General features: G+C 57.8%; 12 protein-coding genes. All 12 read left to right on the forward strand.

Translation table 11 applies throughout. The features are described 5' to 3' along the window. Window positions 1-41: 41 nt before the first annotated feature. Window positions 42-824, forward strand: a complete 783-nt coding sequence (uppS, locus tag ABNH18_RS07660) for a polyprenyl diphosphate synthase (RefSeq protein ID WP_349382249.1) — start codon at window positions 42-44, stop codon at window positions 822-824. Next, on the forward strand, window positions 824-1,648 hold the full coding sequence (locus ABNH18_RS07665) for a phosphatidate cytidylyltransferase (RefSeq protein ID WP_349382250.1): 825 nt from the start codon (window positions 824-826) through the stop codon (window positions 1,646-1,648). Before uppS ends, ABNH18_RS07665 begins: the two co-directional genes overlap by 1 nt. Further along, window positions 1,645-2,859: a 1-deoxy-D-xylulose-5-phosphate reductoisomerase gene (gene ispC, locus ABNH18_RS07670; RefSeq protein WP_349382251.1), complete on the forward strand. Its 1,215-nt coding sequence runs from the start codon at window positions 1,645-1,647 to the stop codon at window positions 2,857-2,859. The genes ABNH18_RS07665 and ispC overlap by 4 nt, the downstream gene beginning before the upstream one ends. After that, window positions 2,853-4,160 (forward strand): RIP metalloprotease RseP, encoded by a 1,308-nt coding sequence (gene rseP, locus ABNH18_RS07675; RefSeq protein ID WP_349382252.1) that lies wholly within the window; start codon window positions 2,853-2,855, stop codon window positions 4,158-4,160. The genes ispC and rseP overlap by 7 nt, the downstream gene beginning before the upstream one ends. Further along, entirely contained in the window at window positions 4,157-6,520 is a 2,364-nt protein-coding gene (bamA, locus tag ABNH18_RS07680; RefSeq protein WP_349382253.1) for an outer membrane protein assembly factor BamA, read from the forward strand. The genes rseP and bamA overlap by 4 nt, the downstream gene beginning before the upstream one ends. Before the next feature lie 10 nt (window positions 6,521-6,530). Further along, a complete protein-coding gene (locus tag ABNH18_RS07685) occupies window positions 6,531-7,028 on the forward strand; it encodes an OmpH/Skp family outer membrane protein (RefSeq protein WP_349382254.1) in 498 nt (165 codons plus the stop codon). Then, a complete protein-coding gene (gene lpxD, locus ABNH18_RS07690) occupies window positions 7,028-8,038 on the forward strand; it encodes a UDP-3-O-(3-hydroxymyristoyl)glucosamine N-acyltransferase (protein ID WP_349382255.1) in 1,011 nt (336 codons plus the stop codon). The genes ABNH18_RS07685 and lpxD overlap by 1 nt, the downstream gene beginning before the upstream one ends. A gap of 37 nt (window positions 8,039-8,075) precedes the next feature. After that, entirely contained in the window at window positions 8,076-8,516 is a 441-nt protein-coding gene (gene fabZ, locus ABNH18_RS07695) for a 3-hydroxyacyl-ACP dehydratase FabZ (RefSeq protein ID WP_502876779.1), read from the forward strand. 73 nt (window positions 8,517-8,589) lie between these two features. Further along, window positions 8,590-9,357 carry an acyl-ACP--UDP-N-acetylglucosamine O-acyltransferase gene (lpxA, locus tag ABNH18_RS07700; RefSeq protein ID WP_349382257.1) on the forward strand — a complete coding sequence of 256 codons (768 nt, stop codon included), beginning with the start codon at window positions 8,590-8,592 and terminating at the stop codon, window positions 9,355-9,357. 1 nt (window position 9,358) lies between these two features. Next, complete coding sequence (gene lpxB / locus ABNH18_RS07705; RefSeq protein ID WP_349382258.1) at window positions 9,359-10,510, forward strand: lipid-A-disaccharide synthase; 1,152 nt, start codon at window positions 9,359-9,361, stop codon at window positions 10,508-10,510. Beyond that, a complete protein-coding gene (rnhB, locus tag ABNH18_RS07710) occupies window positions 10,510-11,172 on the forward strand; it encodes a ribonuclease HII (protein ID WP_349382259.1) in 663 nt (220 codons plus the stop codon). The genes lpxB and rnhB overlap by 1 nt, the downstream gene beginning before the upstream one ends. Then, window positions 11,169-14,669, forward strand: a complete 3,501-nt coding sequence (gene dnaE, locus ABNH18_RS07715; RefSeq protein ID WP_349382260.1) for a DNA polymerase III subunit alpha — start codon at window positions 11,169-11,171, stop codon at window positions 14,667-14,669. Before rnhB ends, dnaE begins: the two co-directional genes overlap by 4 nt. Window positions 14,670-15,020 lie beyond the last annotated feature (351 nt).

A 15,020-nucleotide genomic window follows, 5' to 3' on the forward strand; every position in this document is an offset into this window, starting at 1 on the left:
GGGCTGCGCGTCAGCCCGTTTTTATTATTGGCGGATGCAGTATGGCCGACAATCAACCGCATTCCAGCGCCCCCGATTTCGATTCCCATCAGGGTTCCGTGCCTCGCCATGTGGCGATCATCATGGACGGCAATAACCGCTGGGCCCGTAAGCGGGGCTTGCCGGGTGAGGAAGGGCATCGCGCGGGGGAGGCCACGGTCCAGGCGATCATTCGCCAGGCTGCTCACCGGGGCCTGGAAGCCCTGACCCTGTTCGCGTTCAGCTCGGAAAACTGGCGCCGCCCCCAGGCTGAGGTGGATCACCTGATGGCCTTGTTTCTGAAGGCATTGGGTGGCCGGGTTGAAGAGCTGCACGGGCACGGTCTGCGTATCCGGTTTATTGGTGACCGCTCGGCGTTCGCGCCGGATTTGCAGGACGGCATGGCCGAGGCGGAGTCGCTGACCGGCGTGAATAACCGTATGACCGTGGTGATTGCGGTGAATTACGGTGGCCAGTGGGATATAGCGCATGCGGCCCGAATAATGGCTGAACAAGTGGCCGCCGGCGAAATGCAGCCGGAACAGGTCAACGCTGAGTCCATGGCCCCGCATCTGTCGATGGCAGATTTGCCGCCGCCGGATTTGCTGATCCGGACCGGTGGCGACCAAAGAATAAGCAACTTTTTGTTGTGGCAACTGGCTTACAGTGAGCTGTATTTCTCACCGTTATTGTGGCCAGATTTTGACGCTGAAGCCTTTGATGCAGCGTTACAGGACTTTGCTGGCCGCCAGCGACGCTTCGGTCGTTCCGGTGATGAAGTCGCCAGCTTGAGTGGAGAACAATAATGTTAAAGCTGCGCGTGATTACCGCGCTGGTGCTGCTGCCAATCGTGCTGGGCGCCGTTTTCGGGCTGGACCGCCTGCCGTTTGCCCTTGTGGCCGGGGTGTTCTTTGTCTTGGCTGGCTGGGAATGGGCGGCGATGATGGGCAAGGTCGGCATGGCTGTGCGCCTGGCCTGGGTGGTGGCATTGGCTGTGGTAATGGCGGCAGCGGAGTATTTCCATCCCGCCTGGCTGCTGAATGCCATTCCTGTGTGGTGGTTGTTGGCGCTGGTGCTGGTGGTGGGCTATCCGGGCAATGCCCGCGTCTGGTACCGCCCTGCGTTGATGGCACTGGTGGGCCTGCTGCTGCTGGTGCCGTCCTGGGCTGCCATTGTGCAGCTGCAGAGCAATGGCGCTTTGGGCCTGGCGGGCCCCTGGGCGCTGATGTTTATTCTTCTGTGGGTGTGGGCGGCGGATACCGGTGCGTATTTTGCTGGCCGGACCTTTGGCAAACACAAGCTGGCACCGCGGGTGAGTCCGGGCAAGACCATTGAAGGCCTGCTGGGTGGTGTGGCCCTGGCTCTGGCGGTGGTGGCGGGCGTCTACGCCGCAGGCCTGCTGGATGCCCAGTTGTGGCCGCTGATGTTGGTTGCCTTGTTCACTGTGCTGGCGTCGGCTTTGGGCGACCTGTTTGAAAGCATGGTGAAGCGCGAGCGGGGCTTCAAGGACAGTGGCACTATTCTGCCGGGCCACGGTGGGATGCTCGATCGCATCGACAGCGTCACTGCCGCTATGCCCATCGCTTTAGCAGGATTTAACTGGTTTGCCCTGCCGGGGGGCAGTTTGTGACACCCTCTGCAGGCGATTCACACCGCGCTGTTCGCTCCGGCAGGCAGCGTCTGACGCTGCTGGGTGCCACTGGCAGTATTGGTCAGCAAACCCTGGATGTGGTGGTGCGCCACCCGGAACGCTATGAGGTGTTTGCGGTCACCGCCGGCACGCAGTGGCAGGCCATGGCCCGGCTCTGCGAAACCGTGCAGCCGCGTTATGCCGCCATGGCGGACTCTGCCGCAGCAGCGGCCCTCCGGAACCATCTAGGGGAGGTTGGGTCACAGGTAGAGGTTCTGGCGGGCCCTGAATCCCTTTGTGAACTGGCTGCCCACCCGGATGCTGATACGGTGGTGGCGGGTATTGTTGGCGCTGCCGGTGTGCGCCCGACACTGGCTGCCGTTACGGCGGGCAAGCGAGTGCTGCTGGCCAACAAGGAAGCGTTGGTGGTGACAGGCTCCCTGTTTATGGACGCGGTCAAGCGTCATGGGGCCACATTGTTACCGCTGGATTCCGAGCACAACGCGATTTTCCAGTGCCTGCCAACGGAAGGCGTGAATGCCGGAGTAGAGCGCCTGTTATTGACGGCGTCTGGCGGCCCTTTCCGGGAGTTCAGTGCAGAACAGCTGAAGGCGGTGACCCCGGAGCAGGCGATTAAACACCCTAACTGGGATATGGGGCCTAAGATTTCCGTGGACTCCGCCACCCTGATGAACAAGGGGCTGGAGTTTATTGAGGCTTGCTGGTTGTTCGATGTGCCGCCCGCCATGGTGGATGTGGTGGTGCATCCTCAGAGTGTGATTCACTCCATGGTCGCTTACCGGGATGGCTCGGTGCTGGCACAAATGGGCACACCGGATATGCGCACGCCCATTGCCTGCGGTCTGTCATGGCCCGAGCGTGTGGAGTCCGGGGCCAAGCGGCTGGATTTTGCGACGCTGGCCGGTCTGGATTTTGAATTGCCTGACCTGAAGCGGTTTCCCTGCCTGGGCCTGGCGCGTGATGCCATGGCGGCTGGCGGGACGGCAACGGCGGTGCTCAATGCAGCCAATGAAGAGGCTGTGGCGGCTTTTCTGGCTGGCCAGCTCGATTTTATGGGCATTGCGGATGTGGTGGCGCGGACCCTGGAACAACAGGATGCGCCAGCCTGCCGGGATGTAGATGCGGTCATGGATATTGATCACCAGGCGCGGCAAGTTGCTTGCCGCTGGATTAAGGAGCGTGGATGCTGACGTTGCTGGCATTCGTCGTCACGATTGTGATTATTGTGGCCTTCCATGAGTGGGGCCACTTTCTTGCCATGCGCGCCTTTGGTGTTCGTGTTCTGACCTTTTCCGTGGGTTTCGGTCCGAAAATTCTGCGTTTTACCGACAAAAAAGGTACGGAGTGGGTGATCAGTGCGATCCCTCTGGGCGGTTATGTGAAACCGCTGGATCTGCGCGAAGATGAAACGGCGGAAGGCGCCCCGGGTGAGTTTTCCGGCAAGCCAGCTTGGCAGCGGGTGATTACCTATGCGGCAGGCCCGGTGTTCAATTTTATCCTCGCCATGCTGATCTATTGGGTGCTGATGTTCAGCTACGGCCAACGCGGACTGGAGGCTGTGGTGGGTCCGGTCACGCCGGATTCCGTGGCTGAACAGGCCGGGTTTATGCCCGGTGACCGCATTGTGGCGGTGGGCGAGACTGAACTGGCAGGTTGGCGCGCTTTCTACAATGAGCTGATTTTGCACTTGGGCGAGCCCGAGACTTTGTCCATCACGGTGCAGCAGGCGGGTGGGGGCTCTACGGTCCGTGAGCTGGATACCTCACCTTGGTCCGCTGATCTGGATAAACCGCCACTGGAAGCTCTGGGTCTCAATCAAGCCGTAGTGATTGGTGATATCCAGTCGGATAGCCCGGCAGAACAGGCTGGGCTGACCGGCGGCGATCAGGTGCTCTCACTGAATGGTGAGCCGGTATTCAGCTGGTCCCAGTGGCAGGAAAGCATCATGGCGGCGCCGGGTGAATCCCTCACTGTAGGCCTGTTGCGTGGAACGCGCATCGAGACACTTCAGGTGGTACCCGCCACGCGGACCGAGAACGGTGAATCCTTCGGGCGTATCGGTGTGGGTCTGGGCGGCGTTTACCAGCAGGAATTTGGTGTGTTCGGCGCCGTCGGTGCCGCGAGTGGCCGCTTTGTCGAGCAGGTCAACGTGGTGGGCGCGAGCCTGGTGAAACTGGTTACCGGGAAGCTCTCTCTCGATAATCTGGGTGGCCCTATTACCATCGCCCAGGTGGCCGGTGAGAGTGCCTCTATCGGCATTGCCAGTTTCCTGGCATTGCTGGCTTACCTCAGCATTACGCTGGGGGTGATTAACCTTCTTCCTGTACCAATGCTTGATGGCGGCTGGATTTTCTTTGGAATCATTGAAATGATTCGCGGTCGCAGTTTACCGGAGCGGTTCTTGATGGCCGCACAAGGTGTTGGGCTGACGCTCGTGGTCAGCTTCATGTTATTGGCCATTTACAACGACTTGGTGAAGCAGTTTTCATGAGATTTGGGGACATTCTGAGCAGCCCCCTGAAGGGCCTGCTAGCGGTTTTTTGCCTGTTGGCAGCGCCGCTGCTAAATGCGGACACACAGTTACCGTTTACGGTCCACGACATTCGTGTAGAGGGGCTCCAGCGTCTGCCCGTCGAACGGGTCTATGCCTCCCTGCCGATTCAGGCCGGTGACACGGTCAATCGTGATCAGGTAGTTGATGCGGTCCAGCGCCTTTTTGCCACCGGCAATTTCGAGGATGTGCAGCTGGGTCGCGATGGTGACGACCTGGTGGTGATCGTTGCCGAGCGCCCAAGCATTGCGCGTATTGAACTGTCAGGTAACAAATCCATTGATGAAGAGAACCTGCGCAAGGGTCTGACAGAAGCCGGGCTTGCGGAAGGCGAAGTATTCCAGCGCTCCACTTTGCAAGCGATCGCGGGCGAGCTGGAGCGTCAGTATGTGAGTCAGGGCCGCTACGGGGCAGATATCAAGACCGAATCGGTGGCGCTGCCGCGCAACCGGGTGGGTCTTAAAATCGAGATTTATGAAGGCAAAGCCGCCAGGATTCGTAACATCAACATCGTCGGCAATCAGTTGTTTGACGATGAGATTTTGCTGGAAGACTTCGAGCTGCATTCTTCCGGCTTCTGGTCGTTCATCAAGGGTGATGACAAATATTCCCGGGAAAAACTGGGCGGTGACCTGGAGCGGTTGCGCTCCTATTACCTGGATCGCGGTTACATCAACTTTTCCATCGAATCGACCCAGGTGTCGGTGACGCCGGACCGCCGTAGTGTGTTTATCACCGTGAATGTGGCCGAAGGTGAACAGTACACGGTGAATGAGGTAAATCTCGCTGGCGATTTGGTGGTGGAAGAGGACCAATTACGGCCTTTGCTGATCGTGAAGAAAGGCCAGGTGTTCAGTCAGCAATTGGTGACCTATACCAACGATCTGATCAAGCGTCGTCTCGGCAATGAAGGTTACACTTTCGCGGAAGTTAACGGCCGTGAGCATAATGCCAACGATGAAGATCACACGGTTGATGTGACCTTCTATGTGGATCCGGGACGTAAGGTCTATGTCCGCCGGATCAACTTCAGTGGTAACGCCAAGACTGATGACGAAGTGCTGCGCCGTGAATTGCGTCAGTTTGAACAGGCGCCGGCAAACACTTCATTGGTGGATTTATCCCGCCAGCGTTTGCAGCGTCTGGGTTACTTCAGCGTGGTAGAAGCGGACACGCCGCGGGTGCCCAATGCCGATGATTTGGTGGATGTGAACTACAAGGTGGAAGAGCAGCCTTCCGGGTCCATCGGTGCCAACGTGGGTTTCTCCGATGCTTCCGGTTTCATCTTCGGTGCCAACGTGACCCAGAATAACTGGCGCGGCAGTGGCAACCGGGTGTCTTTTGCTCTGAGCCGTTCCGATATTCGCGATTCTTACAGCTTCTCCCATTACAACCCGTATTACACGCTGGACGGGGTCAGCCGGGGCTTCAGCCTGTTCTATTCCGAAATTGATTTCGATGAAACCACGGTGGCGTCCTACGCGGCGGACCGTCTGGGTGGCTCGGTGACATTTGGCTATCCGATTTCCGAATATTCCCGATTGAGCTTCGGCGGCACTTACGAGAAAACGGATATTACCGTTGGTGATTTTGTCGCGGTGGATATTGCCAAGTATTTGATTGAGGAAGGGACCAAATTCAACGAGTACAAGGCCAATGCATCGCTGCAGACGAGTACCCTGAACCGGGGCATTCTTCCTGATCGCGGCTGGTCCAGCACCTTGGGTCTTGAGGTTGCTGTCCCAGGTTCGGATGCTGCCTTCTACAAGCTCAACTGGACCGGGCAGAAGTATTTCCCGATTACCCAGCGCTGGACATTACGTACCCGGGCTGATGTGGCCTATGGTGATGGCTATGGCGATGATGCGGTATTGCCGTTCTTCGAGAACTACTATTCGGGCGGTATCGGTTCCGTGCGTGGCTATGAGTCCCGCTCGCTGGGGCCGCGCTCTGAAGGCTTGAGCTATGCCCTCAATGGCACCACGGATCCAAGCCCGGATCCTATCGGTGGTAACTTCCTGACAGAAGCGAGCATGGAGCTGATTTTTCCGACGCCCTTTGCGCCGGAGTCACGAAGCGTGAGAACCTTCCTGTTCGTGGATGCGGGGAACGTGTTTGAAACCGAGCGAGATGATATTTTTGCGGACTTCGAGGCGCAGGACATTCGCACCTCTGCCGGTATCGGGCTGACCTGGTTGACGGCCATCGGGCCGCTCAGCTTCAACCTCGCCAAGGCGCTGAACGACCAGTCTGGCGATGACACGGAAGTATTCCAATTTTCCCTGGGACAGACTTTTTAGGAGTTTAATAATGATGAAAAAAACACTGGTAGCACTGACACTTATTCTTCCGGCTCTGGCTATGGCCGATGGCACTATTGGGGTTCTCGATCCGATTGCTGCACTGCAATCCTCGGATAACGTGAAGGCAAAAATGTCCTCACTGGAAAATGAACTGTCTGCCGACGAGCAAAAGCTCAACTCTCTGCAGAGTGATGTGCAAAAGTTGCAGCAAAAACTGCAGAAAGAAGCCATGACCATGTCCGCTGATCAGCAGGAAACGCTGAAGACGCAAGGTCAGCAGAAGATGATCGAAATCCAGAGCCTGCAGCGCAAGCTGCAAAAACGTGCCAACGAAGCGCAGCGTGAAATTCTGGAAGAAATGCAGCCGAAACTGAAAACCGCCATGGAAGCGGTGGCCAAGCGTGAAAAACTGGATGTGGTTCTCAATGCCCAGGCAGTGATGTACACAAAACCTGACCTGGATATTACCGAGGCTGTGGGCAAACAACTGAACAGCATGAAATAATGCTGACTCTCGGAGAGCTTGCAGAAAAGCTGGATGCGGAGCTGGTCGGTGAGGCCAGCCATGTGGTGGACGCCCTGGGCACGATCCAGTCCGCGGCATCCAGCCAGCTTACCTTTCTTGCCAACCCTCGCTACCGGTCGTTTCTTGAACAGACCGGTGCAGGGGCGGTGCTGATTCCTGAATCCCAGCGGGAATATTGCCCGGTTGCCGCCCTGATCGTTAAAGACCCGTATCTGTCCTTTGCCAAAGCCAGTGCGTATTTTGAGGTGGCACCGCAACCGCAAGCGGGGGTGCATCCTGCTGCGGTGGTTGATGCCACGGCTCAGATCGCTGCTTCAGCTTCAATCGGTCCAAATGCGGTGGTGGAAGCGGATGTGACGGTAGGAGAGGGCGCTGTGATTATGGCCAACAGCGTGGTGGGAGCCGGTTCCCGTATCGGTGACCAGTGTCGAATTTGGCCAAATGTTACAATTTACCATGGTGTCACACTGGGTCCACGCACTATCATACACGCCAATTGCGTGATCGGTGGCGATGGTTTCGGGTTCGCCTTTAATGGCGCGGGCTGGACCAAGCTTCACCAGGTCGGTGGCGTCACCATCGGTGCCGATGTAGAAATCGGTGCCGGCACCACAGTGGATCGTGGTGCAATCGAAGACACCATTATTGGCAACGGCGTGATTCTGGATAATCAGATTCAGGTCGCTCACAACGTTGTCATTGGTGATCATACCGCTATCGCCGGGAAAGCTGGCATCGCTGGTTCAGCCAAAATCGGTTCTTTCTGCCTGATCGGCGGAGCGGCTGGTATTGCTGGCCACATTGAGGTGTGTGACAAGGTGCAAATCCTGGCCATGTCACTAGTCTCCAGCTCTATCAAGGAACCGGGTACCTATGGTTCTGCGTTGCCTGTGGATAGCCAATCCCGCTATCGTAGGAACGTGGCGCGTTTCCGGAATCTGGATGATCTGGCCCGCCGTGTGCGCAAGCTTGAGCGTTTAAGCGACTAAATTTCCGCGATTTGCGGTACTTGCCTGTGTGGAACACATGATGATGGATATCCAAGCGGTCAGGGAATACCTGCCCCATCGTTACCCTTTTTTGTTGATTGACCGGGTGTTGAATCTCGAGCCCGGGAAACGGATCGAAGCGTTGAAAAACGTGACGATTAATGAGCCGTTCTTCAACGGCCATTTTCCCGAAGAACCCATCATGCCCGGTGTGCTGATCATTGAAGCGATGGCGCAGGCTGCAGGCATTCTGGGGTTTGTGACGGAAAACAAGAAGCCCTCTGACGGCTATATCTACCTGCTGGTGGGGACTGACAAGGCGCGCTTCAAACGCCGGGTGATACCGGGCGATACCCTGCACCTGTTCGCCGAGTACGTGGTGGTAAAGCGTAATATTCTGAAATTCACCTGTGAGGCGCAGGTAGACGGGAAAACCGTGGCGAGCGCAGAAATGCTCGTGGCTGAGCAAAAAGTCTGATCCCCACCCGTACGCCAGTGTCCAGCTGGCGTATACTGCCTGCCTTCATCATCAAAATAAAAGTGACTAGTCCATGATTCATCCGACCGCCCTTATTGATCCGGCCGCGGAGCTTGCAGAGGATGTGCAGGTGGGTCCCTATTCGATCATTGGCCCCGATGTAAAAATCGGCGCTGGTACCATCGTGGCGTCCCATGTGGTCATTAAAGGGCCGACAACTATCGGTCGCAACAACCACATCTTCCAGTTCGCGTCCGTTGGCGAGGACTGCCAGGACAAGAAATACAACGGGGAGCCGACCCGGCTGGAAATCGGTGACGATAATGTTATCCGTGAATCGGTCACCATCCACCGCGGCACCATTCAGGATAATTCCCTGACCAAAATCGGTAGCCGTAATTTGCTGATGGCCTATGTGCATGTGGCGCACGATTGCATGATCGGCGATGACTGCATCTTTGCCAACAATGCGTCGGTGGCGGGCCATGCTCATGTGGGCAATGGTGTGATTCTCGGTGGCATGACCGGTGTACACCAGTTCTGCAAAATTGGCTCTTACGCCATGACCTCCGGTTGCTCGTTGGTGCTGAAAGATATTCCGGCATACGTGATGGTTTCCGGCAACCCGGCCAGTGCGCGCAGCATGAACTTTGAAGGCATGCGTCGTCGTGGCTGGTCCAAGGAAGTGGTGAGCAGCCTGCGTCAGGCTTACAAGCTGGTGTACCGTCAGGGCCTGACGCTGGAGCAAGCGCTGGCCGAACTGGAAGCCATGGAGCCGTCGGACGCGCTACAAATCTTTATCGATTCCTTGAAAGCGTCCGAGCGCGGTATCACCCGCTGATATGGCACGCCGCAAGGATGCACCGCTGGTTGCGCTGATTGCCGGGGAAGCTTCCGGGGATATTCTCGGCGCGGGCCTGATGCAGGCCCTTACTGCTCGCTATCCGGGTGCCCGGTTTATCGGCGTCGGTGGTGAAGAGATGGCTCAGGCAGGGCTCACCAGCCTGTTTCCCATGGAAAAGCTGTCGGTGATGGGCATCACTGAAGTGTTGTCCCATCTGCCTGAATTGCTGCGTCTGCGAAAGTCCCTGGTCCGCTTCCTGCTGGAGCAGAAGCCGGATGTGGTCATCGGCATTGATTCCCCGGATTTTACCTTACCCATTGCTCGCCGGCTTCACGATCGCGGCCTGAAAACCGTGCATTATGTGAGCCCGTCAGTCTGGGCCTGGCGGCAGGGACGTATTAAAGGCATCAAGAAAAGCATTGATCTGATGCTGACCCTGTTGCCGTTCGAAGCCCGTTTTTATGAACAGCACCAAGTGCCGGTGGCTTTTGTGGGGCACCCTCTTGCTGACCGCATTCCGCTTGAAACTGATGTGCTGGGCGCTCGCAAGGCGCTGGGGCTGGATGCGCAAGCGCGCATTCTCGCGGTGCTGCCGGGAAGCCGCGGCGGAGAAGTGGGGCAGTTGATGCCCGCTTTCCTCGAGGCCATGGTGATGTTGAACCAGCAGGATCCCGCGTTACATTACGTGATTCCGGCGGCCAACAAGGCTCGCCGTGAGCAAATCCAGGCATTGCTGGATGCCCAGCCTGACTTACCCGTATCCTTGGTGGATGGCCAGAGCCGGACGGTAATGGCCGCCGCCGATGTGGTGCTCATGGCATCAGGGACCGCCACGCTGGAAGGCTTGTTGCTGACCAAGCCCATGGTGGTTGGCTACCGGGTTGGCGCGGTGACCTACGCCATCGTCAGTCGCTTAATAAAAAGTGAATTTGTCTCGCTGCCGAACCTGCTGTGTCGGCAGGAAATGGTGCCTGAGCTGATTCAGGAGGCGTTGACTACGGATGCCATCGTTACCGCCGTGCGCCGCTGGTTCGATCAGCCTGAGCAGGCCCAGGCCCTGAAAGCGCGGTTCCAGGACGTGCACCAACAGCTTCGCGGTGGCGCCAGCGAGAAAGCGGCGGCTGCGGTCGCTCAATTGCTGGAGGCCTGATGGCACAATCGCAACCGGGTGACCCTTTTGCGGAATACCCCCTGGCGGACCCTTTCATTCCTTCTGTATTTGCCTGGCAGCCCGGTATGCTGGTGGCAGGGGTGGACGAAGTCGGTCGTGGCCCGCTGGTTGGCGCGGTGGTGACGGCGGCTGTTATTCTCGATCCTCAGCACCCCATTGCCGGCTTGGCTGACTCCAAAAAAATAAGTGAAAAGAAGCGGTTATTGCTGGAAGCTGAGATAAAGTCTCATGCCCTTGGTTGGGCGCTGGGCCGGGCCGAGCCCGATGAAATTGACGAATTGAATATCCTGCATGCCACTATGCTGGCCATGCAGCGCGCGGTGGCTGGCTTGCCCGTGGCGGCGCAGGCCGTACTTATCGATGGCAATCGGGTGCCGGAGCTGCCATGCCCAGCGCAAGCTGTCGTAAAGGGAGATGGCCGCGTACCGGCTATTTCCGCCGCATCGATTCTGGCCAAAGTGGCGAGAGACCGTGAAATGCATGCGCTGCATGCCCGCTACCCCCAATATGGTTTCGACCGCCACAAAGGCTACCCAACAGCGGTACATATGGCGGCCCTGAAACAACATGGCGCCCTGGCCGAGCATCGCCGCTCTTTTGCCCCGGTCGCCGCAGCCATTGAACAAGGGAACCTGTTTTGAGTGACCCCAAATTTGTCCACCTGCGACTGCATACCGACTATTCGCTGGTCGATGGAGTGGTGCGGGTCAAGGAACTGACCAAGACCTGTGTGAACGAGCAGATTCCGGCGGTGGCGGTCACCGACGATTCGAACCTGTTTGCCCTGATCAAGTTTTACCAGAATGCCATGAACGCCGGGATCAAACCGCTGTTGGGTGCGGATCTGTGGGTGCAGGGTACGCACATTGAGGAGCCTGCCTACCTGTCGTTTCTGGTGCTCAACGAAGTGGGTTACCAGAACCTGACCCTGTTGATCAGCCGCGCCTGGCAGACCAACCAGGATCGCGGCCGGGCCTTGGTGAAGCCGGAATGGGTAGCAGAGCTGAATGAAGGTCTGATTGTGCTTTCTGCGGCCTCCCAGGGCGAAGTCGGGCAGCTACTGCTGGCCGAAAAGCACGAACAGGCGCAGCAATATGCGAGCTGGCTTGCTTCTGTGTATGGCGACCGCTTTTATCTGGAGGTGCAGCGCACCTCGCGCCCGGGCGATGAAGACTGCCTGCATGCCAGCGTTGCGCTGGCCGGGCAGCTGGGGCTGCCCGTGGTGGCGACCAACGATGTACGCTTTCTGCGCAGAGAAGATTTTGAAGCCCACGAGTCGCGGGTGTGTATCCACGATGGCAACACCCTGGATGATCCGCGCCGGCCGAAAAAATATTCCGAAGAGCAGTACCTGAAGTCCGCCGAGGAAATGACGGAGCTGTTTGCTGACCTGCCTGAAGCGCTGCAGAACACGGTGGAAATTGCCCGTCGTTGCACCCTGGATATTCGCCTTGGGGAAAACTTCCTGCCGGACTTTCCGATTCCGGATGGCATGACCATCGAGGAGTACTTTGAAAAAGTCTCCAGCGATGGGCTGGAAGAGCGTCTCAAGGCGCTGCTGGATGTGAATGATCCCGAGTATGCGATTAAGCGAAAGGACTACGATGACCGGCTGCGATTCGAGCTGGATATCATCAACCAGATGGGGTTCCCCGGTTACTTCCTGATCGTTGCCGACTTTATTCAGTGGGGCAAGGACAACGAGGTGCCAGTGGGCCCAGGCCGGGGCTCCGGTGCCGGCTCGCTGGTGGCGTATGCCATGAAAATTACCGACCTGGATCCCATCGGCTACGACCTGCTGTTCGAGCGGTTCTTGAACCCGGAACGGGTCTCCATGCCTGACTTTGACGTCGACTTCTGCATGGAAAAGCGCGACCGCGTGATCAACTACGTGGCGGATAAATACGGCCGTGATGCGGTGAGCCAGATCATAACCTTCGGCACCATGGCCGCCAAGGCGGTAGTGCGAGACGTGGCGCGGGTGCAGGGCAAGCCTTATGGTCTTGCCGATCGCCTGTCCAAGATGATCCCCGGCATTCCAGGCATGACGCTGACCAAGGCGCTGGAGCAGGAAGAAACCCTGCGTGAATTCCTGGAAAGCGATGAAAACTCCGACAAGGATGCCGCCAACGAAATTATGGAAATGGCCTTCAAGTTGGAAGGCCTGACCCGTAACGTAGGCAAGCACGCCGGGGGCGTGGTGATTGCACCGGGCAAGCTGACTGATTTCGCGCCGCTGTACTGTGAAGAAGACGGCACCAACCTGGTCACCCAGTACGACAAGGACGATGTGGAGTCCGCCGGGCTGGTGAAGTTTGACTTCCTCGGCCTGAAAACCCTGACCATCATCGACTGGGCCGTCAAAGCCGCCAACGTGAAGCGTGGGCGCGAAGGGCTGGATGATCTGGTCATCGACCATATTCCACTGAATGACAGCCCCAGTTTCGATCTGCTCAAGCGAGGCGACACGACGGCGGTCTTCCAGCTGGAAAGTCAGGGCATGAAGGAGCTGATCAAAAAGCTCCAGCCCGATGTATTCGAAGACATTATTGCACTGGTTGCCCTGTATCGCCCGGGGCCGCTGGAATCCGGCATGGTGGACAACTTCGTTAACCGTAAGCACGGTCGCGAACCGCTGGCCTACCCGGACCCCCAATACCAGCACGAGTGGCTGGAGCCGATCCTGAAGCCGTCCTACGGAGTTATCCTGTATCAGGAGCAGGTGATGCAGATTGCCCAGGAGCTGGCCGGCTATACGCTGGGTGGTGCTGACATGTTGCGCCGGGCCATGGGCAAGAAAAAGCCGGAAGAAATGGCCAAGCAGCGGGTAATTTTCGAAGAAGGGGCAAAAGGGAAGGGCGTGGACCCGGACCTGGCCATGAAGATTTTCGACTTGGTGGAAAAATTCGCCGGTTACGGCTTCAACAAATCCCACTCCGCGGCCTATGCGTTGGTCGCCTACCAGACCGCCTGGCTCAAGGTTCACTACCCGGCAGAATTCATGGCCGCCACCATCTCTGCAGATATGCAGAACACCGACAAGGTGGTGACCTTCATTGATGAATGCAAAACCATGGGGTTGCAGGTGCTGCCACCGGATGTGAATTCCTGTGGTTACCGCTTTACCGTGAACCCGGAGGGCGACATCGTCTATGGGTTGGGTGCCATCAAGGGGCTGGGTGAAGGCCCCATCGATGCCATCGTGTCGGCGCGTGCCGATGGCGGTGAGTTCAAAGACCTGTTTGATTTCTGTCGCCGCATCGATCTGAAAAAGATCAACCGCCGTTCCCTGGAAGCCATGGTGCGCGCCGGGGTGCTGGACAAGCTGGGTCCCAACAGCAGTTTCCACGATCGGGCACAGTTATTGGCCACCTTGCCGGATGCCATTGCTGCCGCCGACCAAGATGCCCGCAACGAAGCCGCCGGCATCATGGATATGTTTGGCGCGGTGGATGACAGCCCGGCCACGGCAGTGGAGTGGAAGCCGGCTCGTTCATGGAATGACGAAACTCGCCTGAACGGAGAGCGCGATACCCTGGGCCTGTTCCTGACCGGCCACCCCATCGACCAGTACGAAAAAGAAGTGCGCCAGTTTGTCACCGCCCGGATCAATTCCCTGCAGCCTACCGGCAAGGGCGAAGCAGCCACGATCGCCGGGCTGGTGGTGGCACTGCGCATTACCCGCAGTAAGCGCAGTGGTGAACGGATGGCGTTCATCACCCTGGATGACAAGACCGGGCGGGTGGAAGTATCCGTATTCGGCAGAACCTTTGCCGAATACGGCGAGCTGGTGCAGAAGGATACCCTGTTGATCTTCAAGGGCGGGGTGCGCAACGACGAATATACTGGCGGTTTTAATCTGATTGCCGATGAAATCATGGATATGCGCCAGGCCCGTGAAACCTTTGCCCGCCGTTTGCGAGTGGCGGTGCCGGTGGCGGACGATCTGCCTCAGCAGCTCCAGCAGATGCTGTCACCGTACCAGGGCGGTAATACCCCGGTATTGCTGGATCTGGACCATAACATCGCCGCTGCCAGTTTCTGGCTGGGCGATGAATGGAAAATCAGCCCCCACGAATCACTGGTGGAAGAGCTGCGCGTCCGTTTCGGCGAAGGCGCCGTGCGGATGGAGTATTAACGCTAGACGCAGCAGGCAGCACGCAGCATGCTTCAACACGAGAAAGCTGAGTGATGACCAGGGTGTCGAGTTTCGCGATTCAAACGCTTGGACGCGAGGGCGGGGCCGCTCTTTGCGCTCGATGCTCTCCCGCGTTGTTGCGTGAAGCGTGGGGCGTGCTGCGTCTCTTACTGAAACAGTTTGCAACCTAGCCATGCCGGCCATGTCTCGACGTTGTCATTGGGTTGGGGCTACACTTGTTGCATTCTTTTATGGGCAGGTTGCGTTCGGGGTTTGCCGACGTAGCGTTTCTGCCGTTTTGGCGCCAGGGAACGGCCATTCTGGTCCGGGCGCATGCTGATAACACCTTGA

The organism is Alcanivorax sp. (assembly GCF_040118815.1).
Lineage (GTDB): Bacteria > Pseudomonadota > Gammaproteobacteria > Pseudomonadales > Alcanivoracaceae > Alcanivorax.

Coding starts and splice junctions, on each gene's coding strand:
- rnhB (WP_349382259.1), top strand. CDS start 10,510: ATGGCACAATCGCAACCGGGTGACCCTTTTGCGGAATACCCCCTGGCG.
- uppS (WP_349382249.1), top strand. CDS start 42: ATGGCCGACAATCAACCGCATTCCAGCGCCCCCGATTTCGATTCCCAT.
- lpxB (WP_349382258.1), top strand. CDS start 9,359: ATGGCACGCCGCAAGGATGCACCGCTGGTTGCGCTGATTGCCGGGGAA.
- ABNH18_RS07665 (WP_349382250.1), top strand. CDS start 824: ATGTTAAAGCTGCGCGTGATTACCGCGCTGGTGCTGCTGCCAATCGTG.
- fabZ (WP_502876779.1), top strand. CDS start 8,076: ATGATGATGGATATCCAAGCGGTCAGGGAATACCTGCCCCATCGTTAC.
- bamA (WP_349382253.1), top strand. CDS start 4,157: ATGAGATTTGGGGACATTCTGAGCAGCCCCCTGAAGGGCCTGCTAGCG.
- rseP (WP_349382252.1), top strand. CDS start 2,853: ATGCTGACGTTGCTGGCATTCGTCGTCACGATTGTGATTATTGTGGCC.
- lpxD (WP_349382255.1), top strand. CDS start 7,028: ATGCTGACTCTCGGAGAGCTTGCAGAAAAGCTGGATGCGGAGCTGGTC.
- ABNH18_RS07685 (WP_349382254.1), top strand. CDS start 6,531: ATGATGAAAAAAACACTGGTAGCACTGACACTTATTCTTCCGGCTCTG.
- lpxA (WP_349382257.1), top strand. CDS start 8,590: ATGATTCATCCGACCGCCCTTATTGATCCGGCCGCGGAGCTTGCAGAG.